The sequence below is a fragment of the Desulfoconvexum algidum genome (assembly GCF_055382125.1).
In genome coordinates this window covers 4222821-4249543 of record NZ_AP042394.1, presented here as the reverse complement: position 1 = coordinate 4249543, position 26723 = coordinate 4222821, and the positions used below count along the sequence as shown (strand labels likewise).

Genomic DNA, 26723 nt, shown 5'->3' with positions numbered 1-26723 from the left:
AAATTAATGGTTATGATGTTTGCTTTTATTTTTAGGTCCCGGATCATACGCCGGGTTTGTTTCTATTCTTTGCCTATTGCCCGTAAAGGTATGCAAATAGATAGCAAAGGATGTGCCAGGGGGAAAAAGAATAAAGAGAATATCAATTCAACTGCCTTTATTTTAAAGTAAATTTTATGTATTTGCAACATTTTTTCAGGGGGCCAAATTGGATTGGGTGTTGCCAATGTGTTAATATGTATTAACTTATTCGTTAACTATGTTAATTAAGGGGAATGAGGATGGATATTGGAAAGCATTGGCGGCCTATCATTGACTCCGCCCAGGACGGGATCATTATTGTGGATGCCAAGGGGAATTTTATCGCGGCGAATCATTCTGCCCAACTGATGACAGGGTATTCGGAAGAGGAACTTAAGGGCCAATCCTGCAGACTGCTCAATTGTACGGGATGTAAACTTATTGGCCAGGGGGAGGGCAAGCAGTGGTGCGGTCTTTTTTCCGCAGGTCTTATCCGGGATAAAAAATGTGTGATCACCGCGGCCAACAACAGGGCCATCCCTATTGTCAAAACAGCCACCGTTCTCGTTGACGACAAGGGAGAAATCGTGGGGGCAGTGGAAACTCTCAAGGATATATCGGAAAATATCGGTTATAAGAATGAGTTGGCGTCCATCCGGCGCATTTACCACATTGATGATGGATTCCACGGCATCGTTGGCCGGACCCCGGTCATGCAGAATCTTTTTGAGCACATTGAAAGCGTGGCATCCCTGGACACCCCGGTGATGATCCTGGGTGAAAGTGGAACCGGCAAGGAAATGGTGGCCAAGGCCCTCCACGAAATCGGAAACAGGGCAGATAAGCCCTTTATCAAGGTCAATTGCGCAGCCTTGAGTGAAAGCATCCTGGAAAGTGAATTGTTCGGCCATGTAAAGGGTGCCTATACCGGTGCCGATGTTGACCGGGTAGGACGGTTTGAGGCGGCCCATACCGGTACCCTTTTTTTAGATGAGATAGGGGATATCCCTTTGTCGGTACAGGTCAAGCTTTTGCGGGTATTGGAAGAGAGAATGATCCAGCGGGTGGGGGAAAACAAATCCATCCCCATTGATGTGCGGATCATTACTGCCACCAACAAAAATCTTGAAAGCCTCATTGAACAGGAAAAATTTAGAGAAGATCTTTTCTTCAGGATCAATGTATTTCCCATGACCTGCCCGGCCCTGCGTCTTCGCAGGGATGACATCACCTTGATTATTCAGCATTTTATCAGTATCCATGCTGAAAAAACCGGGAAAAATATTTTGGGATTTACCCCGGAAGCCATGCGGGCAATGGTTTCCTATTCCTGGCCGGGTAATATCCGGGAGTTGAGAAACGCCGTGGAATACGCATTCGTCCTGGCAAAGGGGAAGAGTGTACGGCCGGAACATTTACCTGAAAAGGTGGTGAACCGGAGAGCCTTGTTTTCGCCTTCACCCCAAAAGGCCATGGTCATAGAAGAGGAACCATTAAAAGAGGACCAAGTGGTTGAGGCTGCCCCTTTTGAGCTCCCAGGGACAGCAGTGGTTGTGAAGCAGAGCGCAAGGGATTCCCTGATCCATGCATTAAGGCAGGCAGATGGGAATCAGACAAAGGCTGCACAGTATCTGGGAGTTTCCAGGGTTACCGTGTGGAAGCGTATGAAAAAATATAATATTACCGTGAAAAGTCGGTGAAAGTTTTCTGTTCCCTTTGTGAGAAATATTTGGCCGGAAGCGCTGACTTTAATCCTGGCCACAGGGCGGTACTTTCTTTTTTCTTCGATGAAAGTATGGTATTATTAAACCTGTCATATTAACAAATGGTTAACACGCCGCGGGAGCAGGGGAAATCCCGGGGATGGAAAAAATATAAATTTATGGGTGCAAAGATTGGCTTGGCAATGGATGAGACTGTTATTTTTCTGACATGTCTGGTGATGGGTCATTCATTGGCACTATGTTTGCTGAATATTATTATTGATTAATTATTGATTAATAATGTTTGATTGAATCTGAATCGGAAGAAGATTTTTGGTGATGTTCTTCTAGGAAAATGGGCAAAGGATATTAAATGAAAAAAGAAAATGTACTGGTGGTGGTCCTCATAGCTTTGGCAATTGCAGGGGGAATCATCTATAATAGATCAGAATCGTCTGCGCCGGTTATACAAGTTGCCGTTGCATCGGAAGCTTCAGCTAAAACTTCAGAGAAAACAAATTTGGCGATGATAGGGACTGCCATCGGCTGGCAAGACTATACACCCGGTATGGCCACAGCTGCCAAGGGAAGTAAGTCGGTCTTTCTTTATTTCCATGCCCCCTGGTGCACCTATTGTAGAAAACTTAAACAGACCACCTTTAAAGATAAAAAAATTTTGGCATATCTTGCAAAAAACTTTGTCAGTATCCAGGTGAATACCGATAAGCACAAAGAGCTTTCCAATGAGTGGAAGGTCAAAGGGCTTCCCACTCTGTGGTTTCTGGAGCCTGATGGTACAAAGATCAATAGTATTCCCGGGTATCTGGATGCCGCTCAATTGCTTCTGGTTCTAAAGTATATCCATACCAAAAACTATGATAAAATGAGTTTTCAGGAGTTTATGAAACAAGGATAATATTATGTTTCATAAACTCATTTTTCGGTTAAGGGAGAGAACAATATGAGATCAAAAATTTCAAGAAGGGCATTTTTAAAAGGCTCTTTTACGGCGGTCGGATCCGTGGCTGTTGCAAACCCTGTGGTGCAAGCCGCCGCCTCTTTGGCAAAAGAAGAGACAGAGCCCCTGGTGACACTCATTGACATCAGCAAATGCATTGGGTGCGAGGAATGCGTTTATGCTTGTCGGGAAGCCAATGCCGCAAAGTACCCGGCTCCTGAAAAACCGTTCCCCAAAATGTTTCCCAAACGGGTGCCCGTCCAGGACTGGTCGGATAAACAAGATGAAACAGACCGGTTGACGCCCTATAACTGGCTCTTTATCCAGCCGGCAACGGCAATGGTCAACGGGGAAGAACTGGAACTGAACATACCCAGGCGCTGTATGCATTGTGAAAATCCCCCCTGTGTGAAGCTGTGTCCCTGGGGTGCTGCCAAGCAGGAGCCCAACGGGCTCTCCCGGATTGATGCCGACATCTGCCTGGGCGGGTCTAAGTGCAATGCGGTCTGTCCCTGGGATGTGCCCCAGCGTCAGACCGGTGTGGGGCTTTACCTGGATATCCTGCCGAGCCTTGCCGGGAACGGTGTCATGTACAAGTGTGACCGGTGTTACCAGAAACTTGAACGAGGAGAAACCCCTGCTTGTATTGAAGCTTGCCCTGAAAATGTCCAAACCATTGGTCCCCGGTCCAAGATGATTGAAAAGGCCCATGCCCTTGCAAAGGAAACCCATGGGTATATTTACGGAGAAACCGAAAACGGCGGCACCAATACCCTTTATGTCTCTCCGGTTCCCTTTGACCAACTTATTCTTGAAACGGGAAAGGGACGACCTGCCATGGACGAGGTCGAGAATATGATGGCAGACGGTAGCAACCTTGCCCGGGCCATGCTCATTGCCCCCATTGCAGGTGCAGCTGCGGCATTTGGAAAATTTTACAAACGGGTAAAGGAGGAGGATTAATGTCTTCTGACCATAAAATTAGAAAAATTGTTTATGGCATTACGCTTTTTTTTATTGCCCTGACCGGGTTTGCCCAGATGCCGATTTTTAAGCGGTATTATATTGCTGATATCCCAGGGCTTGGGTGGCTTGCCCAGTTTTATGTCACCCATGCCATGCATTATATCTTTGCCTCCATTCTCATTGCTCTCTGTGTTTATGGAGTGCTGGATTTTATTATGAGTAAAAATAGGGTTTCCAAGGTTACGGTTTCCGGGGGGATCAAGGTGGCTCTTCTCCTTGGTCTTGTGGTGTCCGGCGGGCTCATGGTGGTCAAGAACCTGTCCGGGGTCTATTTTTCCCATACCCTGATTTATGTGATGGATATTGGCCATATCAGTCTTTGCATGGCCCTGTTCATGGTAAGCGCCTATGCCCTGGTAAAAAAGAAAACCTGGGTTAAATAAGACCTATGTTTCTCTATAGGGATAGGGGTTACCAGGTGGAATAGGGATGCTCGATGAGGTTTGAATTATAATAGCGGGGGTCATGGCTTACTTCTTCGCCAGCCCAGGGAGGGGTCTCAAAGGCTTGGGATTCGTGTTCCAATTCAATTTCCGCCACAATCAATCCCAAACTTTTTCCGGCGAATTGGTCAATCACCCACTCAAATCCCTTGAATTCAATTTTAAACCGGGTTTTTTCCACCAGGGGGGGGGCACAGAAAAGGTCCAGCATTTGCTGGGCGTCGGTCAGGGGAATTTCATATTCAAATTCCTGGCGCCGTGTATGGATGGTTTTCCCCTTGATGGTTAAAAATCCTTTGTTTCCCTTTGTTCGGATTCTAACCACCCGGTCTTCCTGGTTGACCATATAGCCCTGGCAGATGACAAGGCCGGGAGAAAGGTCGGGGGGGAGTTGCTTTACAAGAAATTTTCGTTCGATTTCAATGCCCATGGCAAAAAATAAGTTCCCAAGGATTATCGGAGAAACCCTAATTGTTTAAATTTATCGACCATTCCCTTTTTATTAAAGGGCTTGATCACATAGCCGTCACATTTTCCCGCACAGGCCTTGACGGTTTCCATGTCAGAGTGGGCGGTCACCATGAGAATTTTTGCCTGTTCCTCTTTGTCCATTCCCCGCCCCTTTTCCATTTCCCGGATGGTGGTCAACACCTCTATTCCGCTGATGTCCGGCATGGAAACGTCCAGGGTTATCAGATCATAGAGTTTCCACTCTGCCAGGGCTGTTTTAACCATATCCAATGCAGTTCTTCCGCTTTCAACTCCTTCACAGACGCCAAACTCATTTATAATTCGCATCATTTTTTTTCGACTGACAATTTCATCATCCACAACAAGCATTCTCATTCAAATTTTCCTTTACCGGTACCCACAAAATTTCATGTTTTATTTTCATTTACTTTAAAAAGATCATATCATATTTTTTTATGCTTTTGAGTGAAATTTTTTCTTTTCTTGGGAACCAATGCCAGCCCCACTCCAGACAAAATTACGGCAGAAGAAATGAAAAGGCGAAGACTCACTGGTTCTGCTAAAAATAAGATCCCGCCGACCGCTGCAATCACCGGCACGGTTAGCTGGACACTTGCTGCTCTGCCGGGGGAGAGTCCTTTTATGGCTGCGTACCAGATGACATACCCAATGCCCGAGGCCAGGGTTCCGGATAATATCGCTGCCCAGAATCCGCTCCCGTCCAAATTTGTTGGCAGGGTAAAACCAGATAAAAAGAAGATGGGGGCAATGACCAGGGGAACTGCCCAGATAAAATTAAATGCCGTTGCCGCTATGGGGTTTCGGACCTGTTTTCCCAGGAGGGAATAGATCCCCCAGGAGATGCCGGCCAGGGTCATTAAAAAAGCGCCCAGGGGGGAGGGGGCAGATAACCCCGGGGAAACCAGGTAGATCAGTCCCATGAGGGCGGTTGCCATGCCAAGGATCCGGACGAGTCCCGGTCGCTCTCCGGCCAGGACGCCTGCAGTGATCATGGTTGTCTGTACCGCACAAAACAGGATCAGGGCGCCGGTACCGGTACTAAGGTTGACATAGGCATAGGAAAAAAATAGGGCGTACAGGGCCAGCATCAGGGGCATGGCCCACGGTTTGTCGCCGTCTGTGACTGGCTGTCGGAAGGCGTGTCTTCCCGAAAGAATTCCCAGGACAATGGCCCCTGATACCAGACGGATCAGGGCAAAGATGCCGGCATCCATACCGCCTTCCCCAAGGGCAAATCGGCAAAAAATGGAATTGGCTGCAAATGCCGTCATGGCAAGGCAGGTCAGGACAATGGTTTTAAGGGACATCTCAACTCCATATACAAATATTTTTTTTTGATTCCTGAAGCGTATGGATATACCAAACCGCCTGGTTTGTATACCATGAACCCCACAAAGACTTGATAAATTAAACCATTTATGGTAGGCGCAGGAGTGGTTTTTTTAAATAATACATGATGTTTGCAGATATATTTGGATATGTAAAGGAGAGTAAGATGACAGTGGTTGGTATAATTGGCGGGTCTGGGCTGGATGATCCTGATATTTTGAAGGATCCCAGGGAAATTGAAGTTAAAACACCCTATGGCAAGCCATCTTCAAATTTTTTGTCCGGTGAAATAAATGGGGTGGATACCCTGATCCTTGCCCGGCATGGCAGACGACATCAATTCAGCCCCACCCAGGTGAACAACCGGGCCAATATCGATGCCTTAAAGCGTGCCGGTGCCACCCATATCCTTGCTACTACCGCCTGCGGCAGCCTGAAACAGGAAATAGACCGGGGGCATCTGGTGGTCTTGGATCAGTTCATTGATTTTACACGGTTTCGTAAAAATACTTTTACGGATTCCTTTGAGGACGGAGTCGTTCATACAGCCATGGCCCATCCCTTTGATGAAGCGCTTAGACGCTGTTTTTATGAATCTGCAAAGATCCTGGATCTTGCCGTCCATGAACGCGGCTGTGTGGTTACCATTGAGGGTCCGCGGCTTTCAACGGTGGCGGAATCTAGAATGTTTCGTCTCTGGGGGGCAGATGTGGTCAATATGTCCACGGCACCCGAGGCCATGCTGGCCAATGAGGCGGGTATCCCCTATGCCGCTGTTGCCATGTCAACGGATTATGATTGCTGGAAAGAGGATGAGGCTCCGGTGACCTGGGATGAAATTTTGGCTGTGTTCAATCACAACGCAGACAATGTCAAACGCTTGCTTGTCAACACCATTGGTAATTTGATACCTTAACCCGATAACCCAATCCTTAAATCAGGAGAATAAAAAAAGAAGATGGATTTAAAAGAGACGATCAGAAGCATTTCAGACTGGCCCATTAAAGGGGTTATTTTCAGAGACCTGACAACCTTGATGCAGGATCCCGCGGCATTCAGGGAATCTTGTGACATATTGTACAACCGGTACAAAGACATGGGCATTGACAAGATTGTGGGGATTGATGCCAGGGGGTTTGTCTTTGGTGCGGTTCTGGCTTATAAGATGGGCATCGGGTTTGTGCCGGTGCGTAAAAAAGGCAAACTGCCTTGCAAAACCATCCAGGAGACTTATAATCTTGAATATGGTTCAGACACCCTTGAAATCCATGAAGACGCCATTGAAAAAGGTGAGAAGGTCATTATTGTGGATGACCTCATTGCCACGGGCGGGACAGTGGGGGCCACGGTGAAACTGGTGGAAAAACTGGGGGCAAATCTGATTGAATGTGCCTTTGTTGTGGAATTGCCCGATCTGAAAGGCCGGGATAAAATCCCGGGATGTAAGGTGTTTGCCATTACAACATTTGAAGGTGAATAATTAAATGGTTGGGCAGATACGGCCAATGGTATTTGAGCGGGGTATCTGACTTAGGGTATCTGACCGAAATATCTGGCAAGAATTTTTTAAGGTGATGTCATGAAAACATTTTTTTGCAAGGCCTCTTGGGTCATAAATTTTTTATTGTTGTTGATGTTTGCCGGTGTCCTGGCAGGATGTGTGGGAAATTACGGAACCATTCGGACCAATACGGCATTGCTGGAACAGTATAAGGGCGGCGCATTGCCGGACAATTACAATTACTATTATTGCGGCCGTTCCTCAATCCCCTATGCCGTTGTGGGTATTGACAATACCTATGGATTCTCTGACAGATTCTGGTTCAAGATAGAATCCAAAGAAGAGGTATATAAAAAGATCGCCAACTTAAGTGACCTTCACAGAGATGCTATCCGTCTTTATACCTCGGATATCCTGGATACCCAGGGACAAAAATTAGGGATCTGGTTTTCTTTTTATAGCTATAGCCCGGTGCTGGTGGACCATGAAACCCGGACGGTGGAAGTCTATAGCCCTTATAAGCCAAATGAGGATCGTCACGGATTTTGATGGTTCCGGGGTAAATTTAGGAACTTATTCCCCGCTTGCCATCAGGGTCAAATTTTACTCTTTCCTTGAACTTATGCGGTGAATACGGTAAGAAAGGGAGCAAATCCTGATAATCGGTCAGGATTTTTTTTAATTATAAAAACTGGAGACAAACCCATGGGCGATAATGGCGGAGCACCCAATAACCTGGATTTCCAGGTCGACAAAACAAATCTTTACCGGGAAATATCACTTACAGATCTTAAAATTGCCAATATCCGGCAATTGATCCCTGTGACAATTGATGGCAAGGATGACACCACTCGGGAAACGATTTTCATCGGTAATACCCAGCTGGGAACCCCCCAGGGACCCATCCCCATGCAGGCGAAATTAGAAGCTACCACCCTGGAAGAAGCAATGGACCTGTTCCCCAAAGCCATGGAACTGGAAACCCAGAAGGTGATTGAAAATTTCAAGCGTATGGAAGCCCAGCAGAAAAAAGAAAAATCCAATATTATTATGCCGGGTATGAATTAACGCCTGATTTCCTATGATCCGTTCAGGTCAGACCTGACCTGAACGGATCTCTTTTCCGACTCCCCCCCCCCCAAAAAAAAAACAAGGTTTAACGGGAGCAGGGGATCTGGGAAACAACTCCTTCCAAAGAACCTTTTTCCGGCAGGATATGGATGGCAAACCCCCTGTCCGCTGTTTGAATCATCCGCAATTTTGCTTTAAATTTATTTCCCTTTGGGTCTTTTAGAACATAGGGCCTTGTGGTTTTTCCCTTCAAAAGGGTTTCTATATTTTCCGATGTCAGTTTCTTGCCTGAAATTTCTTTCCAGATGACAAACAGGCAATTCCCCTTTTCAGGTCGCCAATTGGTGCATCCCACCCCTTTTTTACCTTCAATTATTTGTCCGCCGCACAAGGGGCAGACAGGGTCTCTGGGGGTTGTTGTTTCTTTGGTTTTGGGGGTGGCACCTGATGGGGAATCCGGTTTGGCAAAATCAAAAGCGACCTGCCATTTGCCCTCTTGCTGATGGAGGATCAGGGAGGCTGAAAACCGTTTCTTTTTTTTTGAATAGAATCCTTTAAAAGGGCCTGATTTCCGATATTTCAACAGATTACCAGCCATTTTGGGAGAGAGGGATTTTCCGGCTATTTTTTTCCAGATGACAAACTGGCAGTCTCGATTGTCACAGGTGTATGCCTTTTTGGTTTCCTTTATCGGGTTGCCGCAGGCAGGACATTTGCCAACCATTACCATCGGGGCATCAGCCTTAAAATTTTTTAATTCAAACTCAGCTGTTTTCAGCTCATTCACCGCCCGGGTGACAAATTGTTTTATCTTGACCAGAAATTGGGTGTTGGTATCTTCTCCAAGGGAGATTCGGTTCAGGTCCATCTCCCATCGGGCCGTTTCCGAAGGCGAGGTGAGAACAGAAGAAATAGGGCAGCGTCTGAGCATATCCACAAGATAGGATCCCTTGTCCGTTGCCAAAAGCTTTTTTCCGGATCTTACAATATATTTACGGGCAATAAGGGTTTCAATGATCTGGGCCCGGGTTGACTGGGTGCCGATTCCCATATCCCCCCGAAAGAATTTTTTAATAGCCTCCTGGGATACATACCGCCCCGGATTTGTCATGTCTTTTAGCAGGAGTGCATCTGTATAGTCGGGCAGGGGGGTGGTCTGTTTCTCCTCAAGATTTATTTTTCTGGCGATGGCCCTGTCTCCCTGGACCAGAGGGGGAATCAGTTCCTCTAAGTCTTTATCTTGTCGGGTCGCCTGGTAAACCTGTCTCCAGCCCTGGACCAGGATGACGCGCCCCCGGGTCTGGAAGGTTTCATTGGCATAAAGGGTGACAACCCGGGTATTTTCAAACTCACAATCCCCATGGAATGCTGCGGCAAATCGTCTCATCACCAGATCAAAGATTTTTTTTTCATCGGATGATGCACTGGGCGATAGCGGTTTAAAGGGGATCAGACTATGGTGGTCGGTGAGTTTGGCATCATTAAAGACCCGTTTGTTAGACAGGGATACCCGTTGTGATTTAATTCCCGTAAAAATATCCGGGTAGGCTGTGGAAAGCTTTTGAATGATCGTTTGAACCATGTCAAGGTTCTGGGTGCCCAGGACCCGGGAGTCGGTTCTCGGGTAAGAGAGACACTTTTTGTCCTGGTATAAGCCCTGGGCAAGGTTCAAGGTCTTTTTTGCCGGAAATCCAAATTTTTTATTGGCCTCCTGCTGGAGGTCGGTCAGGGAAAAAAGAAGGGGGGGCAGTTCTTTTTTCTTTTCTTTTGTTAAAGATTGAACCTGTCCCGGTGATGTCTCATCGGTCAGTCGCTGGTATAGGGCCTGGGCCTCTTTTTTTTCGGTCAGCCGGGTCTCTTTGTCCTTAAACCAGCTTGCTGTCCAATTACCCTTGTCCCCGGTAAATAAGATGTTTAAAGTCCAATAGGTCTGGGGCACAAATTGCTCCCTCGCTTTTTTGCGATCCGTGAGAAGTGCCAAAACCGCCGTTTGAACCCGGCCCACGGAAAAAAGATCCTTTAACCGGACCGTGAGCACCCGGGTGCAGTTCATGCCGATGAGCCAATCGGAGACCTGTCTATAATATCCTGCCCGCCAGAGCCTGTCATAATCGGTCATGGGTCTCAGGGTTTTCATGGTATTTCGGACCACTTCGGGCACCAGGGCCTGGCTGGTCCAAAACCGCAGGATTCGGGCCTTGTCCAGGAAGCCGGCTTTAAGCAGAATGGTCCTGGCAATAACCTCGCCCTCCCGTCCGGCATCGGTTGCGATGATGACACGGCCAAAGCTTCTCTGGGTCAAAAGTTTTTTGATGGTTTTAAATTGCCCATAGGTCCTTTTAATGGGTTTGTATTCAAAGGTCGCAGGTATCAGGGGCAGGGTATCGAGTTTCCATTTTTTTAAGGAGGGATCATACTCATCGGGTTCAAGCAGAGTCACCAGATGGCCCACAGCCCAGGTGATGACAAAGTCAGCGCCTTCAAAACACCCGTCCCCTTTTTTATTTACTCCCAGGGCCTTGGCAAAATCCGCTGCCACGGAAAATTTTTCTGTCAGGATTAAATCGGTCATGGGTAATTTTTTATCTTAAATGAAGGATAATATCCATAGCTTTTCCAAGAATAATTTGAAGTTAGCCTTCTGGATATGATACGTTGTCCGGGGAAGAGGGGGGTTGTTAATTGAATAATTTTTTTTAAAGGTTTTTCCCATGATAAGAATCGGACGGACAAATGAAAGGCTAAATAACCATGGGGTTTAATAAAGCACAATTTATGGAGGTCCTGGCCCAAATAGCGCCCAACCGATATCTCCAGGCAGTGTTGATTATCCTCTTGTTTCTGGGGGTAGCAAAGGGGGTCGACCTGATTCTCTCCCGGATTGTAAAAGGGTGGTTCGAAAAGACAAAGTTCAAAATAGATGACCAGGTATTGGATATCTTTCACCGGCCCGTTTTTTTAAGCATTATCCTCTTTGGCCTGGCCCTTGCTACGGAAAGACTGGGCTTTCCCGAAATCATCGGTTTTATCACCCTGGGGTGTCTGAAAACCATTGCCATCTTTTATTGGGCCTTGGCCGCCACAAGGTTTCTCAAGCTGCTGCTCAACCTGGTGAGTCGTGACGAAAGCTGGTTCAAATTGATTCAGGACCAAACCCTGCCGCTGTTTAATAACCTTTTGATTCTTCTGGTCACCGGCCTGTCTATTTATATTGTGTTTTTGGTCTGGGATATCGATTTGACCGCCTGGGTCGCATCCGCCGGAATATTGGGCCTTGCGATATCCTTTGCCGCAAAAGACACCCTGGCCAATCTTTTTTCAGGGGTCTTTATCATGGCCGATGCCCCCTATAAACTCGGGGATTTTATTGTTCTGGATTCAGGTGAACGGGGGAATGTCACCAATATCGGTATCCGCAGCACCCGGATTCTAACAAGGGATGATGTGGAAATCACCGTGCCCAATTCCATCATGGGAAATACCAAGATTACCAATGAAGCCGGCGGCCGCCATGAAAAATTTCGTGTCCGTGTCAAGGTGGGAGTGGCCTATGGTTCAGACATTGACACGGTTCATAGGGTTTTGCTGGATGTGGCATCCGGCTTCCAGGAAGTTTGTAAAATTCCGGAACCCCGGGTGCGGTTTCGTGCCTTTGGCGATTCCAGTCTGGACCATGAATTGTTGTGCTGGGTCAGAAAACCGGTGTTTCGCGGCAAGGTGTTGCACCTGCTCAACACAGCTGTTTACAAACGGTTTATACAAGAGGGGATAGAAATTCCCTTTCCCCAGCAGGATGTCCATGTCCGGTCTGTATCAACAGACACCCAATTTATTGAAAAAAAGGTCATTGAAAAGGACACCATTGAAACCATCAAATGAAACCATTAAATGAAACCATTAAATGAAACCATCAAAGATTCATAAAAAAAACCTGTTGGCTGTGGATTCGGCCAACAGGTTTTTTTTATGAATAAACGCTTAAATGGGCATGTCAAAGGCACCGGGACCAATTTTCCAGGCATCATCTTCTTTGACAAGGGAAAGGGTGTCTTGAATCTCATGCTCTTCAAGGATACGAAAAATATATCCCACAATCCGGTATAAGGGGTTGATACTGCGAATGGTGGTTGCCTTAATCTGAATTTGGGCCGACGCATCATCCATGCTTAATACCGTGGTTTTTATAAGGATGGGTTTCATCTGCAGGTAGCTTGTTTGATATCCCCGGTTGTAGGCATCATTCTCCTGCAACCTGAGATAGAGTTCTACCATGTTGACATCATTCTCATTTATCAGGGCATCTTCGCTGAGGAAATCCGCCATTGAGGGATCCAGCATAGAATACGCTTTGGTAAAATCTTTTACCACTTGTGCGGGGGAATTGCCTTCTGCCCATGCGGATGCATGGAGGCATAGGCCAATTAACAGGGCTGCCACTAGGGAAATCAGTTTCGGGCTTTTTTTCATTCGTTGGTTCTCCTTTTTAATTTTTGTACCCTATACGGTATTTAAATATGGTAAATACTATAAACCAATAATTTTTAAAAAATAATTATCTGGAATCTAATAGCAAATACCAGATTAATATTCAATGGGTGGTGTCTCTTTGGACAGGCAAATTCCATGTGAATCTTGATTTGGGTTGAATAAAATCGACAATCGAGTAAAGAAAGCCACGGTTCAAAGGACAGTCATCTGATAGATTGTTTGCCAATAATCACTTTTTTTACGCCATAAATTGTGTGACAGCCTGTTAGACAAGCATGAAAGGCGAGTGTCACGGATTTTACCGGCTTGCTTCTGGGCAGTCTTGTCCATACAGTGCTTCATAAATAGTAATCAATTGAATCAAATCAACTTTTTTTTCATATATAGTTTAGAATGATTTTTATAATAGTTTTCTAAAATACCGAAAGTTTTGTATCCATAGTTTTCATAGAATCCCGGGGCTTGAAAACTGTAAGTATAAAGATATGAGCTATGGCAAGTTTGTTCTTTGGCAATTTTTTCAGCCTCAAACAATAGCCTTTCACCCAATCTTTTTTTCCTATAATGTTCCAAAACCCACAAACTGATTATTTCAAGCCATCCACCCCCTAATATACAATCTATCCCTGCAATCATCGATCCTGATTCGTCTGTCATTTTATAAAGGAAGCCTTTAAAAGCATATCCTTTAATTTTATTGCCATTGAACCCCATTAATTTGTCATCAAGATATTTTTGATCTTTCTTATTTGGCTGGTCGTTATAGACTAAATTTATAGTGTTCATTTGTAACCTTTATTTAAAGATATGTTTCTCTATCAAGTATGGAAGTAAAAGGACATGCCAATCTTTAGAAAATTGAACTTTTAGGAACCGGCCCTATTTTTTTGGATATTGATAGGGTCTGAGTATTTTACTTATTTTAGGGGCTGTATGGGTAAAAAAATATAGGGATACGTTATTTGGGTTTGATTGGTTCTGGCGGGTCTGGTATTGTACAAAAATTGAATCTAACGCTTTAACGGGTGGCAACCTTGCTCAACATGATCAAAAGCAATCGAATGGAAGGTCTCATGGATGGGTTGGCTGCCGTCCTTGCCCAGGTGCCCGAAGACCCCATGGCCCCAGAGTGGATTGGTATCCAGTCCAGGGGAATGAAACAATGGATTGCGACCCAGGTGACCCAAAGATTCGGGGTCTGCGCCAATCTTTCCTTTCTATTTCCCCGGCAGATGATAGAACTTTTTTTCACAGGTCCTGGCATCCGCCAGGATTCCATGCTCAGCGAGGATGTCCTGATGTGGTCCATCATGGAGACCATCCTTGAAAACCGTGATACCCCCTGTTTTGCAAGCCTTGAAAATTATATTGCAGGGGATCTGTCCGGCCGCAGGCTTTTTCAGCTGTCCACAAAAATCGCCCGGGTCTTTGATGATTACCAGGTTTACAGGCCCCAGATGCTCCTGGATTGGGAGAAGACCGATGACAATACGTGTTTTACCGATCCTGTTATGGCCTGGCAGTCAAAGATCTGGAAGCGGGTTGCTGTTGCCTGGCCCCACACCCATGTGGCGGTCCGGGCAGAACTTATAAAACAGGCTGCCCTCGGTAGATCCGTTGCTGACAAAGGGTCTGGTCTTCCCCTGCGGATATCTTTGTTCGGGGTTTCTGCCATGCCGCCGCGGTTTTTGGAACTCTTTGGGGCCCTGTCCCGGAACATGGATATTTATCTGTTTTTGCTCACCCCGTCGGACCAGTTTTTCTTTGATATTACATCCCTGCGACAGATGGAAAAAATGGGGTTGGTCCAAGCTGAGCTGAATAAAACGGACCCGGATCAACCCGAACCGAGTCAAAACCAACCGGATCAAACCGGCCTCCTGGACCCGGACCCAGATTATTATGAGATTGCCAATCCCCTGCTGTCCTCCCTGGGCCGGTCGGGCAGAGAGTTCCATGGCAGCCTTGAAGCCTTTGATTACCATGAGCCCCTGGGGGATCTGTTTGAAGAGCCCCTGGACCGTTCTGCCAACATGCTGGCTGTTCTCCAGTCAGATATCCTGAATCTGGTCTTTAGAAAGGCGGGCAGCGACAACCTGCCCCTGGCCGTGGACCCGGAAGATGCCTCCATTTGTATCCATGCCTGCCATTCCCCCATGCGGGAGGCCCAGGTGCTAAAGGACCTGCTCCTGGAAGCCTTTGAACAAGATCCAGATCTTCACCCCCACGAGGTCATTGTGATGATGCCGGATATTGAGGCCTATGCCCCTTATCTGGAAGCGGTGTTCGCTTCTGAGCATTGTCTGCCTTTTTCAATTTCAGACAGGAGAAAAAAATCTGAATCCCAGACCCTGGAGGCGTTTTTAAAGATTCTGGGGCTTAAGGACTCCCGGCTGGAGCAGGCAAGTGTCCTGGACCTTTTGCTCAGCCCTGCCATTGCCGCAAAATTTGATATCCTGGCCGAGGAGGTTCTGCCCATTGAGGTAAAAGTAAAGCAGGCGGGTATTCTATGGGGCAGGGATGGGGATCACAGACAAGAGCTGACAGGTGCAAGGTTTGATGAAAATACCTGGATGTTTGGACTTAAACGATTGTTCATGGGGTATGGACTGGCTGAGGGGGGGGAGGAACTGGTGGCAGGGGTACTTCCCTGTGATGCCTTTGAGGGGCTGGAAGCCCAGCTTTTAGGAAAGATTTCTCATTTCGGGTACACCCTGTTTGAGCGTCTATCTGACCTTTCTGCCCCTAAAACAATTACAGGATGGGGGGAAAGTTTTAAGGCCCTGGTAGGGTCCATGATGGAAAAAACCGTGTCCAATGAGGCGGATATGGTCTTTTTGATTCAAATCATTGATGAGTTTATCCAGGAGGGGGAGATAGCCGGGTATGGCCGGACCATCGATTTTTGTGTGGCCCGTGAGATCATTGAAACCAAACTGGACAAAACGATTGCCCAGGGTAATTTTTTGGCCGGAAGCCTCACCTTTTGTAATCTCATGCCCATGCGCAGTATCCCCTTTAAGGTGGTGGCGCTCATGGGAATGGATGAGCAGAGTTTTCCGAGAAAGGCCGGGGCTGTCGGCTTTGATTTGATGAAAAAATATCCCAAGATGGGGGATAAGCAGGAGCGCGATGAGGATCAATATCTTTTTCTGGAATCCCTTCTTTCCGCCCGGGACCGTCTGATCATAACCTATACGGGCATGAGCATAAAGGACAATTCCCCCATTCCCTGTTCAGGGGTGGTGGAAGAGTTAAAGGATGTGGTCACCCAAAGTTTTGAATTCCCAAAAGGCGTTGTATTTTGTTTTGAGCATCCCCTTCATCCCTTCAGCCCGAAATATTTTAGCCCTGGCGGGGCATTCTTCTCCTTTTCCCAGGACCAGTGCAAAATTGCCATGTCCCAGGCGGAAAGGGAAAAGAGGGGGAACAGCCCTGGGCCAACACCTTTTTTATCCCGGGAATTTTGTCTTGATCTGGAACAAGAAAGCAGCGCAACCCTGATCGAGTTGGTCCGGTTCTTTAGAAGACCGATTGAAACTTTCGTTACCCAGGGGTTGAATCTTTTGTTTCCCGACATTGAGGAACCGTCCCCTGATCGGGAGGTTTTCCAGCTGTCCGGGCTATCCCGGTACGGTCTGGGCAGTTATTATATGGACAAGACCCCCACAACAGATTTTTATCCCCTGGTCCGGGCAGGGGGATTGCTGCCCTTTGGCCAAAAGGGGAGGGCTGAATGGGAGAGGGTAAAGGCACTGGCCGATCCGGTGCTGGCCCTAGTCAATACCCTGGATCCAGGAGAGGCCATGCCGCCCTTGGGAGTGGATACCCGGGTGGGGGAGTTTCACATCACAGGAAGTATCCATGATCTGTATGGATCTGGCAGGTTTGTGGCGGGGTTTGGTCGCCTGACCCCGGCCCGACTGCTCACTCAATGGATTTATCATCTATTCTTAAATTCCCAGGCAAGCCCAGGCACCCCCCGTTGCACCCGGCTTATCGGTCAGGATCCCAAGGGAAAATTGCCGGCCGTGGTCTATTCTTTTGGTCCGGTACCCCTTTTTCAATCCCATATTGAAACCTTGATTTCTCTGTACCGCCAGGGTCAGAATCAGGTGCCGGCTTTTTTTTGTGAGACCTGCTTTTATCTGGTCAAGAGCCTCGCCCAAAAAAATTATGAAAGGACCCGGGAAAACCTGGAACTTGCCCTGGCGCAGTCCCGACGGTATTGGTTTGACCCCTTTTACGGGGGGGGAGAGCGCATGAACCGGTATGTGGAACTTATGTTCGGTCACAAGGATCCCTTTGAGAATGTAGACAACTTAACGGCATCGGGTATCCTAGACAATGCCCTTTTGGTCTATCAACCCCTTTTGGAGAATTTAACCAGCCCATGATGACGCCCCTGGATCCCTTTAACCTGGATCTCGAAAAAATCACCCTGATTGAAGCCAGTGCCGGTACCGGGAAAACCTATACCATCACCACCCTGGTGGCAAGGCTTATTGCACAAGGGTTTCCCATCGAGTCCATCCTGGTGGTGACCTTTACCGAGGCGGCTGCCGCAGAGCTCAAGCTTCGGGTCAGGGATCGGCTGTCCCAATGCCTCGCAGAACCATGGCCCCAGGGTCCCGGGGAGGCGGGTGAAATCCCTAGCGACGAACTTGCCCGGTTTTTCAATGACCAGCCGGATCCAGATCTTGTTCGTCGGCGACTGGCCCATGGGGTTACCTGTTTTGACCAGGCTTGCATCATGACCATCCATTCTTTTTGTTTTCAGACCTTAAAGGAAAATGCCTTTGAGAGTGGTGCCTATTTTGATATGGAGCTGCTCACGGATTCTTCCTCGTTCTTTGACCAGGTGTGCATGGATTTTTTCATGACCCGGATCAATGATCTGGACCCCCTGGTGTTGAAGTTTCTGGCCCAAAAAGGCGTGACACCGGAGGCGTTTAAATCCGGGTTCCGCCAGGTGGTCACAAGGCCCGGCCTTGATATTATTCCCCAAAAAGCTGCCTTCAGCGATGTCAGCGATGCCTATCGGGAACTTACCCAGAAAATATACAATCTTCTGGAAACCGATACTCAGGTTATCATTGATTTGATCCAGGCCCACAAAGGGGTGGACAAGCGAAGTTATACCAAAAAAAATCTTCCCAACTGGCTGGCCCTTTCCCGGGAAACTTTAGCGGTTCAGGGCAGGGATGCCCTTTTTGCCATGGCGGAAAAAGGGGATCCTCTCTTTAAGTTTACCCGGACACGACTGGCGGACAAGACAAAGGAGGGCCAGACGCCTCCGTCCCATGATTTTTTTGATTTATGCGAAAAATTGCTTGAATTGTCCCATGTCATGGAAATCAACCTCGTCAGTTTGAAGTTGGAATTTTTTACCTATTTTCGTTGCGAGCTTGAACAAATGAAGCAACGCGATGGCGCCTGTTTTTTTGATGACCTGATCAATGATCTGGCCGCAGCCCTCGATGGAGAAAGCCGTGAACAGCTTCGGGCGGCAGTGACAAAAAAATACAGGGCCTGCCTCATTGACGAGTTCCAGGATACAGATCCTGCCCAGTATCAGATTTTTTCCCGGCTTTTTGCCGGTCCCGGTCTGGATCATGCCCAACGACAGATGCCCTTTTTTATGATCGGTGATCCCAAACAGGCCATCTATGCCTTCAGAGGAGGAGATATTTTTGCCTATTTGTCGGCCAGCAAAGAGAGCGACCAGATGTTTACCCTGGAAAAAAATTATAGATCCGCTCCTTTGATGGTCGCTGCTGTGAACGACCTTTTTTCCCTGGAAGAAAATCCTTTTTTGTTTGAACAAATTGAATTCACCCGGGTCATAACCCCCCAAACCGCGGTCAACCGGCTGGTGGAGAAGGGCTCTTCCGTGCCGCCCCTCCAGTTTTCCTTTGTCAAAAGAGAGGCGTTTCCCCTTGACCGCGGGGGATACATTAAAAAAGAGGAGGCACTAAAGGCGATCCCCCGGATCCTGGCAACCGATATTCTTTCTATTCTAAATTCTGATAAACGGCTGTTGGAGGGAGCAGGTGATCAAACCTTCCCCCGCAAGATCGGTCCCGGCGACATGGCGGTGCTGGTGCGGACCAACAGCCAGGCCGAGGCCGTGTACCAGGCATTGTCAGCCATGAATATTCCCTCCTACCTGTCTAAAACGGGTTCTGTCTTTGACTCCAAGGAGGCCATCGATCTTTATGATATTTTGACGGCAGTCCATGAGCCCGACCATATAGATCGCCTTAAGGCTGCGCTTTCCTCCTCTGTTTTCGGTTTTACAGGGGAGATGCTGGCCGATTTGGAAAGGGATGAAGGTCAATTGTGGAAACACCAGGACCAATTTCGGGGATTTAGGCAGATTTGGGAACAAAAGGGCTTTGTTTCCATGATCATGGCGCTGTTCCATTCCGATGACGGGGTGTTAAGGACCTCATCTGCGTTGAGTGAGCGGGGATTGACCAATTTTTATCATTTAATAGAACTGGTTTCCCAGGCTGCCCAGCAGCACCATTTGTCCATGTTTTATCTTCTCAAATGGGTCAGGGAACAGCTCTTTGTTTCCACCCGAAATGAGCAGTCAGATGAGCTGCGGCTTGAAAGTGATAAAAAGGCAGTGGCCATTGTTACCATCCACAAAAGCAAGGGACTTGAGTATCCCGTTGTTTTTCTGCCGTATCTCTGGGCCGGTGGGGGTCCCCCCCGGGATCCCATTTTTTTTCATGATCCCGATAAAAACTTTCAGCTTCGCCTGGACCTTAGGCCTGGGGGGATGGACCGTGAATTGGCCGGTGAGTTGTTCCGGGCGGAACCGTGTCATGACCCGGATCGATCCAGGGAATGCATGGCCTTTGAACAGATGGCCGAAGAAAAGCGCCTGCTCTATGTGGCCCTGACAAGGGCTTCGGCCATGTGTAAAATTTTCTGGGCCGGGATTTCCTCGGTGGAGGGGTCTGCCCTTGGCGGTCTGCTCCACCCCGGGGGGTGCAAAACAGACGAGGGGATGGTGGCGGACCTGGAAAATCTTTGCCGGCAGGGGGAAAACCGGGTGGCAATCGGGCATCTTGCCTTGGTTCATGAGCCTTGCGGGCCTTATATATCCAAGGATTCGCCCCGATCAGCGTTGGTTGCCAGGCCCCGGAAGCGACAGGTCCTGCCTGCCTGGCGCATATCCAGTTTTTCCGCCCTCACCAGAACCGAGTATGAGCCCAATAAATTTGAGCCCAATAGATTTGAGACAAAGAAGCAGCAACCGGTCCAAGGGGAGAGCGCGGCAAACCAGGAAATCGTGTTAAAGGCGTTTCCCAAGGGTGCCGGATCCGGAGACTTTTTCCATGCCATTTTTGAGGAGCTTGATTTCAGGGATGCCCGTTCGGTTGAAGGGGTGGTGGATAAGAATCTGGCGAAATTTGGATTTAAGGACACAGCACTTGGCGATGTTGTCCTGGCTGCTGTGAGAGACATCCTTGCCACACCGCTTGATCCTGTTGGTAAAGGCGGTGGTACAAAGCCGGTGCATCCCTTTTGTCTTGAGGATATCTCCCTGGGTCAGCGGTTTACGGAATTGGAATTTTTCTTTGATGTGAACAATCTGGACCTGAGGGCCATTGGTGCCCTGTTTGCCGGGCAGTCTAACGCGAATACTTATGCAAAGCATTTGTTCACGCTTGGGGCCAAGCCCTTTAAGGGATTTGTCAAAGGATTCATAGATCTTGTTGTTCAACACCGGGGCAGATGGTATATCCTTGATTATAAGTCCAATTTTCTGGGAACTGCCCATGGGGACTATGGCAGATGCGCCATGGAAGAGGCCATGGAAAGCCATCATTATATCTTGCAATACCATTTATACCTGGTCGCCCTTCACCGTTACCTTGGTCACAGGTTAAAAGACTATTCCTATGACAGGGATTTTGGTGGCGTTTTTTATCTGTTCATCCGGGGTATGCATCCGAAGGGGGATCACGGCGTTTTTTTCGACCGACCGTCAAAGGATTTTTTGGACAGGTTTCTGGCCATCCTATAAAGGCAATTGTATTTTAATGTGAAATTGGGTAAAGTCTATCATATAAAGCGATTCATATTTCCATCACGCTTAAGGATTTTTTAAAAAAAACAGATGGCACAGGAGACTTGAAATGGGGTTAGATAAAAAATATGAAACAGGTATCCTCTGGCAGGATACCCAGCACCGGCAGTTGATTGATCTCATGGAAAAATTATCCGATTCCAATGCCAGGGAAGCAGATCCCAAAATGTTCACCTATACCACCGCTTTTCTGGCCATGTATGTCACCCATCATTTCAACCTGGAAGAGCAGTACATGAAAACCTATGGATATCCTGAACTGGAATTTCATTTAAAAGAGCACCAAAACTATATTGACATGGTCAAGACCTTTCGCAGGGATCACACCCAATTTTCCGTGGAAGGGGCCCTCTTCCTGGAAAAAAATATTCTGAAATGGATTTTAGACCATATCATGGACAATGACCAGAAACTGGGGGCATTTATCCGCATTGAAGAAAAAAAACGCATCCTGGCACAGGAAGGGTAACCACTTTTGATTTAAATCATCCACGATAAAGGGCCTCAATCCCAGGCATATATTTATCCAGGGCAATATTCCTTTTTAATTTCATGGTTTGGGTCAGCATACCATTTTCCAGGGAAAAATCTTCAGATAGAAAGATGAATTTTTTTGGAATTTCATAGGAACCAAAATTGTTTTTCAAATCAGTTGTAATGGCTTTTTTAATCAGCTCTTGAACTCTATTCGATGCAGCAAGACTTTCAGGGTCATTTTTTATTTTATGTTCATCCGCAAAGGTTTCAAGGGCCTCAAAATTCGGAACCACCATACAGATATTAAATGCTCTTCCCTCACCATAGATCAAGGTATTGGCCACATAGGGGTTGAGTTGTATTGCTTCTTCAATGGCTGCCGGGAAAACATATTTTCCATTTTCAAGCTTGTATTGTTCCTTGAATCTGCCGGTAATATACAAAAATCCATCACTGTCAAGGCGTCCCCGGTCTCCGGTTTTAAAGCCGCCATCCTCGGTCATCACCTTGGCGGTTTCTCCAGGGTTATTGTGATATCCATGCATAACATTGGGACCATATACAACAATTTCACCCTCATCACTGTCTGGCTCATGAAGCATCTTTTCGATAACCACTTTTACATCCTGGATGGGTCTGCCGACACTGCCAAACTTCATGGCACCAGGACAGTTCATGGTTACGGCAGGGGAGGTTTCAGACAGCCCATAGCAATCATAAACGGGAATACCAAGGTCTGAGAAAAAATGTCCAATCTCAACATTCATGGTCGCACTTGCCGTGATCGCTCCCTCAAGAAGACCTCCAAATTTTGCCCTGATTTTTTTAAATACAATTTTATCCGCAATGTTGTATTTCAAATTGGTAATGAACTCTGATTTTCCTTCCAGGGAAAGTTCCCGTTTCCTTTTGGCTGCATTGATTCCCATTAAAAATAATTTTTGGGGAAGACCGCCGGTCTCTTCCATTTTTGCCCAGAGACCTGCATATATTTTATTAAAAACCCTTGGAACAGCAATCAGAAGTGTGGGTTTTATCTTTTCCATGTCTTCACCAATTGTGCTTACTTTTTCCATGAAGCCTATGGAACCGCCAACATTGATGAAATTATAAAATTCAGCTGTCTGCCCGAAGGAGTGTGCCCAGGGAAGAATGGACAGACTTCTGCAGTTGTGTCGGAGCTCTTTGGGGTAAAGGATGCTTCCAGCATAAAAATTGGTACAAAAGTTTTTGTGGGAAAGCAGTACGCCTTTTGGGTTTCCTGTTGTTCCTGATGTATATATCAGAGCGGCAATGTCGTCGGGATCGGGATGAATGGCGGGAACAAGATTTTTTAAGCCCTGATCTTCAAGGGCCTTCATACTGAGTTCACCGCTGCCTTCGATGGTATAAACGTGTTCAAGCTCGGGAAGATTGTTTTTCTTGCTGAGAATTTTTTCTTGGATACTTTTATTTAACACCAAAAGAACTTTAATTGAACTGTCCTGAATGATGTATTCCCAGATTTTCTCCAGTTCTTTTTCATACATGGGAATAAACCGTGCACCCAGGCCGTAGGTTGCAAAGGCAGCAATACCCCACTCAGTACTGTTGTTAACAATAACACCCACTGAGTCCCCTCGTTTAATTCCGATTCCTGCCAGGCCGCTCCGCAGGTGATCCACCCTTTTCCCCACTTCAGCGTAGGTCACCCAGTCGTAGTTCCCCTGGGCATTTTTGGTTCCAAAAAGGGGGTTATCCGAAAATTCTTTGACACTTCCTTCAATCAGTTCTACAAGGTTTTTTGGGGCTTTGATTTGTTGTTTCAAGTGATCTCCTTCAAGTTTAAGCAACATCGTGTGGCGCCTGTTTTCTGATAAACAATATTCTTTTTAAAGGAATTTTGTTGTTTGTATGCTAACAGTAAAAAATTGTCTTTAAATCAAACTTTTCAGCAAGTGTTTGAAAAGGACCTTCTTTTTGTAGCGTCCTGTAGAGCTTTGGGTAACTTTGACATTAAACACAATCTCCTTTGTATGCGAACTAAATAGTAATATGAGATTGAAGTCAAGAATTTTTGTAATTATTCAGTAGAATTTTTCATAGCCAACATTAAAAATTGTGTTAAACACTACCCCGGCTATCGGAAAAATCGTCATCAAAAGTCTGTGTTATAATGTTTTCATTCAAGAAGACTGTTATTGAGGAAATGAAGGATGATAGAAGCAATAAATGCTGAAGCGCCAGGGGTCTTAAAGTTGGGATTCAATGGGAAGAAACCCCATGAGCCCGATGCCGAATCGTCGCCAAAAACCAGTATGGGGTTCGACAGTGAATGTCTTTGGGGTCCCATTTTCAAGGCCGTGCCACACAATTTTATCCTTTCCTCCCGGCCCCTTTGTAAGTTCCAGTTGAAAGGCGATCTTATGGATGTTCTGATCAAACCAGCCGGCCATACCGGCTGCGATTTCCTTTGAGGTGAAGACCACGCCGATTTCAGTGTTCTCTATCACGGATCGCGGGTCTAAGTTCAAAGAACCAATAAACACCTGGCTGCGGTCAAAGATGAAGGACTTGGCATGGAGGCTGGCCTTGGAGGAACCGGTGGGTCCTTTTTCCTCCTTGCGTTGCTTCCGGGTCAGTTTCTTGTTCATCTCGTGGAGCTCGACCCCGCCCCTTAACAGGGCTTTTCGGTATTTGGCATAACCGGCATGGACAATGCCCACATCGTTGGACGCCAGGGAGTTGGTCAGGATCCTTACCCGAATTCCCCGGGCAGCCAAGCCGGTTAAAAAAGCGACGCCTTCCTTGCCCGGCACAAAATAGGGTGAAAAAATGATGAGTTCTTTATCAATCCCTTCCAGGTAAGGCGCAAGTTTGGGGGCCATGTGAAATTGGGTTTCGTTCCGGTTATGGGTGATTTTATCTGGGGCATCGGAAATAACTTCGGCATCCCCCCAATGAAAGATAACTTGATTTTCTCTCAATTTTTTTGCCAGGTCTGAATTCTTTAATGCCTGGAGGTAGGTAGAGTCTGTTTGACGGGCAATAAATTTATTTAAATTTTCTCTTTTTTCGGTAATCTGCTCGGGGGAGGGCGGTTTTTCCATCAGTGTCAGGGCAGGATAGGCAAGCCCATGGTTCCAATATTGGTCAAAGGAGGTGGATACCTGGTTTACAACCGGGCCCATGGCCAGCACATCCAGGTCGGCAAAGGCCAGATCGGGTTGGGCATCAAAGTATTCATCTCCAATATTACGACCTCCCAGAATGGTGACCTGGTTGTCAATGGTAAAAGATTTATTGTGCATGCGCCGGGTCTTGGTGCCAAAACCTGTGATAAACTGAAGCATCCGGCCGGTTTTCCGGCTGAAGGGGTTGAATATTCTGAGCTCTATATTGGGATGAACATCCAGGGCCATCGCCCCCCGGTCCCTGCCTTCAAGGCCCATATCATCCACCAGCAGCCGAACCCGAACTCCCCGGTCGGCCGCCTTGATCAATTGATCCATGAACAGTTTGCCCGTAAGGTCATTGTGAAAAAGATAATACTGGGCATCAATACTTCGTTGGGCCGTGTGGGCCAGAACTGCCCGGGCCACAAAGGCGTCCAGGCCGTTTCCCAACAGTATGAATCCGGATTTATCCGGGTGGTCTGATTTTTCCCGGGCATTGGCTTGTCCCAAATAGGTGCTTTGTGTGTCTGTGTAGGCAACACTTTCACTGCGGTTCGTATTTGCCGGCAAGGTGGCGCAGCCACTGGCATTGATAAGACCTGCCAGCAAAAGTATCCATAGTAAAAATTTTCGGAGAGACATGCTGTTTTTTCCCCTGGTGTGGTTTATCGTTGGTTCATTTTGTAAACATACAGGTGTTCTCTCCATAGCAAAATTTTAACTGCCCGTCCATTAGATAAAAACAAGATCAGGCAAGTCCGCCACCATCCACCGTCAGGTTTGTTCCAGTGATCCATTCAGACATGGGGCTTGCAAAAAACAAGACTGCCTTTGCAACATCAAGGGGGGTTCCAACCCTGGCAAGGGGACGGTCCGCCGCTTCTTCCATAAAGCTTTTATCATCTTGTCCAAGTTGTTTCGCTTCGTCATGGAGAAGAGGGGTGTCAATATCCCCGGGACTCATGGAGTTTACGCGAATTCCCTGGGCGCCGTGATCAATGGCCATGGCACGGGTCATATTTACAATGCCGCCCTTGGCCGCACAATAGGAGACCGCTTTGTCCCCGCCCTTGAGCCCCCAGCCGGAACCGGTGTTGATAATACTTCCCCCTCCGTTTTCAGCCATCACCGGAACGGTGTATTTTGACAGCAGATAGGCGCCTTTCAGGGTAACATCAACCACGAGATCCCATTCGTTTTCCTCAAGATCAACAACGGTTTTTCTTCGAATGACACCGGCATTATTGAAAAGAATATCAATCCTGCCATGGGTTTTGGCGATTGATTCAATGGCAGACCGGCAGTCAGAATCAGAGGTCACATTGCATTTAATAAAGTCGGCCTTTCCACCCAAAATTGAAATTGTACGGACCGCTTGGGTCCCTTTTTTTTCGTCAATATCCAGTATAACCGATACCGCCCCTTTTAATGCAAGAAGCTCAGCTGTTCCATACCCTATTCCTGACGAGCCGCCAGAAATAACGGCAACTTTACCACTTAAGTCGAGAAGGGGATCTCTTGTTGTATTGCACATATTTCATTCTCCTGTTACCGCTATCGATTTAAATAAGAACGTTCTCGTGCTAGTAATGGTTCGCTCCACTTATAAAACCATGACTGTGAAAAGCAATGACTGTGCCAAATCCTTTAGATGATAGGAAAAGCCATGGGTTTGATTTTAAAACAGCTTTAAAATCAAAGAGTTAAAAAAAATATAATGGTTCAAAAATTAACTTCGGATGCACGGATTGGCCTGAAAACACCAAAGGCTTTGCCATAAATGATATGGAAAATGTCATTTATGGCAATTAACTGTCTCATGGGTCTGGCAATGGGCCAAAATAGCGATACACACTGAAGGCCTATGGATTTATGTTTTTTGGTATTGGCTATAGTGTGTGTGACCATGGCGGTATAACAACTTTTTCCAAATTAAAGGTACCGATATATAA

The 26723-nt window shown here is 46.9% G+C and carries 21 protein-coding genes; 12 read left to right on the top strand and 9 right to left on the bottom strand.

Annotated features, from left to right (window positions below; translation table 11 throughout):
- Nucleotides 1-281 precede the first annotated feature (281 nt).
- From ACZ45G_RS19250 to ACZ45G_RS19235, 4 genes are all read left to right on the top strand, one after another.
- The gene (locus tag ACZ45G_RS19250; protein ID WP_464172121.1) at nucleotides 282-1721 is read left to right on the top strand and encodes a sigma-54 interaction domain-containing protein; all 1440 of its coding nucleotides are present in this window, start codon (nucleotides 282-284) and stop codon (nucleotides 1719-1721) included.
- Nucleotides 1722-2097: 376 nt separating this feature from the next.
- Nucleotides 2098-2640 carry a thioredoxin family protein gene (locus ACZ45G_RS19245; protein WP_464172120.1) on the top strand — a complete coding sequence of 181 codons (543 nt, stop codon included), beginning with the start codon at nucleotides 2098-2100 and terminating at the stop codon, nucleotides 2638-2640.
- Nucleotides 2641-2685: 45 nt separating this feature from the next.
- On the top strand, nucleotides 2686-3645 hold the full coding sequence (locus ACZ45G_RS19240; RefSeq protein WP_464172119.1) for a 4Fe-4S dicluster domain-containing protein: 960 nt from the start codon (nucleotides 2686-2688) through the stop codon (nucleotides 3643-3645).
- Nucleotides 3645-4091, top strand: coding sequence for a hypothetical protein (locus tag ACZ45G_RS19235; protein WP_464172118.1), 447 nt, complete (start codon nucleotides 3645-3647; stop codon nucleotides 4089-4091). The genes ACZ45G_RS19240 and ACZ45G_RS19235 overlap by 1 nt, the downstream gene beginning before the upstream one ends.
- A 28-nt stretch (nucleotides 4092-4119) precedes the next feature.
- Here the strand turns inward: ACZ45G_RS19235 and ACZ45G_RS19230 are convergent, their stop codons facing one another.
- From ACZ45G_RS19230 to ACZ45G_RS19220, 3 genes are all read right to left on the bottom strand, one after another.
- Nucleotides 4120-4581 (bottom strand): CYTH domain-containing protein, encoded by a 462-nt coding sequence (locus ACZ45G_RS19230; protein WP_464172117.1) that lies wholly within the window; start codon nucleotides 4579-4581, stop codon nucleotides 4120-4122.
- A gap of 23 nt (nucleotides 4582-4604) precedes the next feature.
- Nucleotides 4605-4997: a response regulator gene (locus ACZ45G_RS19225; RefSeq protein ID WP_464172116.1), complete on the bottom strand. Its 393-nt coding sequence runs from the start codon at nucleotides 4995-4997 to the stop codon at nucleotides 4605-4607.
- Nucleotides 4998-5065: 68 nt separating this feature from the next.
- Nucleotides 5066-5950, bottom strand: coding sequence for a DMT family transporter (locus tag ACZ45G_RS19220; protein WP_464172115.1), 885 nt, complete (start codon nucleotides 5948-5950; stop codon nucleotides 5066-5068).
- Nucleotides 5951-6138: 188 nt separating this feature from the next.
- Between ACZ45G_RS19220 and mtnP the strand changes: the two genes are divergently transcribed.
- The 4 genes from mtnP to ACZ45G_RS19200 all read left to right on the top strand — a co-directional run bounded on the left by mtnP (nucleotide 6139) and on the right by ACZ45G_RS19200 (nucleotide 8541).
- Entirely contained in the window at nucleotides 6139-6888 is a 750-nt protein-coding gene (gene mtnP, locus ACZ45G_RS19215) for an S-methyl-5'-thioadenosine phosphorylase (protein WP_464172114.1), read from the top strand.
- Nucleotides 6889-6930: 42 nt separating this feature from the next.
- Entirely contained in the window at nucleotides 6931-7452 is a 522-nt protein-coding gene (locus ACZ45G_RS19210) for an adenine phosphoribosyltransferase (protein ID WP_464172113.1), read from the top strand.
- Nucleotides 7453-7551: 99 nt separating this feature from the next.
- Nucleotides 7552-8022, top strand: a complete 471-nt coding sequence (locus ACZ45G_RS19205; RefSeq protein ID WP_464172112.1) for a hypothetical protein — start codon at nucleotides 7552-7554, stop codon at nucleotides 8020-8022.
- Nucleotides 8023-8178: 156 nt separating this feature from the next.
- Entirely contained in the window at nucleotides 8179-8541 is a 363-nt protein-coding gene (locus ACZ45G_RS19200; protein WP_464172111.1) for a cytoplasmic protein, read from the top strand.
- A gap of 88 nt (nucleotides 8542-8629) precedes the next feature.
- Here ACZ45G_RS19200 and ACZ45G_RS19195 read toward each other — a convergent pair whose 3' ends face one another.
- Complete coding sequence (locus ACZ45G_RS19195) at nucleotides 8630-11116, bottom strand: type IA DNA topoisomerase (protein ID WP_464172110.1); 2487 nt, start codon at nucleotides 11114-11116, stop codon at nucleotides 8630-8632.
- Nucleotides 11117-11295: 179 nt separating this feature from the next.
- On the opposite strand from ACZ45G_RS19195, the gene ACZ45G_RS19190 reads away from it, so the two are divergent.
- On the top strand, nucleotides 11296-12423 hold the full coding sequence (locus tag ACZ45G_RS19190; RefSeq protein ID WP_464172109.1) for a mechanosensitive ion channel family protein: 1128 nt from the start codon (nucleotides 11296-11298) through the stop codon (nucleotides 12421-12423).
- 99 nt (nucleotides 12424-12522) lie between these two features.
- On the opposite strand, the gene ACZ45G_RS19185 is transcribed toward ACZ45G_RS19190, so the two are convergent.
- Nucleotides 12523-13011: a hypothetical protein gene (locus tag ACZ45G_RS19185; RefSeq protein ID WP_464172108.1), complete on the bottom strand. Its 489-nt coding sequence runs from the start codon at nucleotides 13009-13011 to the stop codon at nucleotides 12523-12525.
- A gap of 381 nt (nucleotides 13012-13392) precedes the next feature.
- A complete protein-coding gene (locus ACZ45G_RS19180) occupies nucleotides 13393-13818 on the bottom strand; it encodes a GNAT family N-acetyltransferase (protein WP_464172107.1) in 426 nt (141 codons plus the stop codon).
- Between the two features lie 257 nt (nucleotides 13819-14075).
- Between ACZ45G_RS19180 and recC the strand changes: the two genes are divergently transcribed.
- From recC to ACZ45G_RS19165, 3 genes are all read left to right on the top strand, one after another.
- The gene (gene recC, locus ACZ45G_RS19175) at nucleotides 14076-17429 is read left to right on the top strand and encodes an exodeoxyribonuclease V subunit gamma (RefSeq protein ID WP_464172106.1); all 3354 of its coding nucleotides are present in this window, start codon (nucleotides 14076-14078) and stop codon (nucleotides 17427-17429) included.
- The gene (gene recB / locus ACZ45G_RS19170) at nucleotides 17426-21076 is read left to right on the top strand and encodes an exodeoxyribonuclease V subunit beta (RefSeq protein WP_464172105.1); all 3651 of its coding nucleotides are present in this window, start codon (nucleotides 17426-17428) and stop codon (nucleotides 21074-21076) included. The genes recC and recB overlap by 4 nt, the downstream gene beginning before the upstream one ends.
- 112 nt (nucleotides 21077-21188) lie before the next feature.
- Nucleotides 21189-21608 carry a bacteriohemerythrin gene (locus ACZ45G_RS19165; protein WP_464172104.1) on the top strand — a complete coding sequence of 140 codons (420 nt, stop codon included), beginning with the start codon at nucleotides 21189-21191 and terminating at the stop codon, nucleotides 21606-21608.
- Between the two features lie 16 nt (nucleotides 21609-21624).
- On the opposite strand, the gene ACZ45G_RS19160 is transcribed toward ACZ45G_RS19165, so the two are convergent.
- The 3 genes from ACZ45G_RS19160 to ACZ45G_RS19150 form a co-directional block, all read right to left on the bottom strand.
- Nucleotides 21625-23424 carry an AMP-dependent synthetase/ligase gene (locus ACZ45G_RS19160; protein WP_464172103.1) on the bottom strand — a complete coding sequence of 600 codons (1800 nt, stop codon included), beginning with the start codon at nucleotides 23422-23424 and terminating at the stop codon, nucleotides 21625-21627.
- A 423-nt stretch (nucleotides 23425-23847) separates the two neighbouring features.
- Nucleotides 23848-25413: a phospholipase D family protein gene (locus ACZ45G_RS19155; RefSeq protein WP_464172102.1), complete on the bottom strand. Its 1566-nt coding sequence runs from the start codon at nucleotides 25411-25413 to the stop codon at nucleotides 23848-23850.
- A gap of 106 nt (nucleotides 25414-25519) precedes the next feature.
- Nucleotides 25520-26305, bottom strand: coding sequence for an SDR family NAD(P)-dependent oxidoreductase (locus tag ACZ45G_RS19150; protein ID WP_464172101.1), 786 nt, complete (start codon nucleotides 26303-26305; stop codon nucleotides 25520-25522).
- Nucleotides 26306-26723: the final 418 nt, after the last annotated feature.

Coding starts and splice junctions, on each gene's coding strand:
- ACZ45G_RS19235 (WP_464172118.1), top strand. CDS start 3,645: ATGTCTTCTGACCATAAAATTAGAAAAATTGTTTATGGCATTACGCTT.
- ACZ45G_RS19195 (WP_464172110.1), bottom strand. CDS start 11,116: ATGACCGATTTAATCCTGACAGAAAAATTTTCCGTGGCAGCGGATTTT.
- ACZ45G_RS19245 (WP_464172120.1), top strand. CDS start 2,098: ATGAAAAAAGAAAATGTACTGGTGGTGGTCCTCATAGCTTTGGCAATT.
- ACZ45G_RS19250 (WP_464172121.1), top strand. CDS start 282: ATGGATATTGGAAAGCATTGGCGGCCTATCATTGACTCCGCCCAGGAC.
- ACZ45G_RS19190 (WP_464172109.1), top strand. CDS start 11,296: ATGGGGTTTAATAAAGCACAATTTATGGAGGTCCTGGCCCAAATAGCG.
- ACZ45G_RS19210 (WP_464172113.1), top strand. CDS start 6,931: ATGGATTTAAAAGAGACGATCAGAAGCATTTCAGACTGGCCCATTAAA.
- ACZ45G_RS19150 (WP_464172101.1), bottom strand. CDS start 26,305: ATGTGCAATACAACAAGAGATCCCCTTCTCGACTTAAGTGGTAAAGTT.
- ACZ45G_RS19155 (WP_464172102.1), bottom strand. CDS start 25,413: ATGTCTCTCCGAAAATTTTTACTATGGATACTTTTGCTGGCAGGTCTT.
- ACZ45G_RS19185 (WP_464172108.1), bottom strand. CDS start 13,011: ATGAAAAAAAGCCCGAAACTGATTTCCCTAGTGGCAGCCCTGTTAATT.
- ACZ45G_RS19240 (WP_464172119.1), top strand. CDS start 2,686: ATGAGATCAAAAATTTCAAGAAGGGCATTTTTAAAAGGCTCTTTTACG.
- ACZ45G_RS19165 (WP_464172104.1), top strand. CDS start 21,189: ATGGGGTTAGATAAAAAATATGAAACAGGTATCCTCTGGCAGGATACC.
- ACZ45G_RS19225 (WP_464172116.1), bottom strand. CDS start 4,997: ATGAGAATGCTTGTTGTGGATGATGAAATTGTCAGTCGAAAAAAAATG.
- ACZ45G_RS19180 (WP_464172107.1), bottom strand. CDS start 13,818: ATGAACACTATAAATTTAGTCTATAACGACCAGCCAAATAAGAAAGAT.
- ACZ45G_RS19230 (WP_464172117.1), bottom strand. CDS start 4,581: ATGGGCATTGAAATCGAACGAAAATTTCTTGTAAAGCAACTCCCCCCC.
- ACZ45G_RS19205 (WP_464172112.1), top strand. CDS start 7,552: ATGAAAACATTTTTTTGCAAGGCCTCTTGGGTCATAAATTTTTTATTG.
- recC (WP_464172106.1), top strand. CDS start 14,076: ATGATCAAAAGCAATCGAATGGAAGGTCTCATGGATGGGTTGGCTGCC.
- ACZ45G_RS19220 (WP_464172115.1), bottom strand. CDS start 5,950: ATGTCCCTTAAAACCATTGTCCTGACCTGCCTTGCCATGACGGCATTT.
- recB (WP_464172105.1), top strand. CDS start 17,426: ATGATGACGCCCCTGGATCCCTTTAACCTGGATCTCGAAAAAATCACC.
- mtnP (WP_464172114.1), top strand. CDS start 6,139: ATGACAGTGGTTGGTATAATTGGCGGGTCTGGGCTGGATGATCCTGAT.
- ACZ45G_RS19200 (WP_464172111.1), top strand. CDS start 8,179: ATGGGCGATAATGGCGGAGCACCCAATAACCTGGATTTCCAGGTCGAC.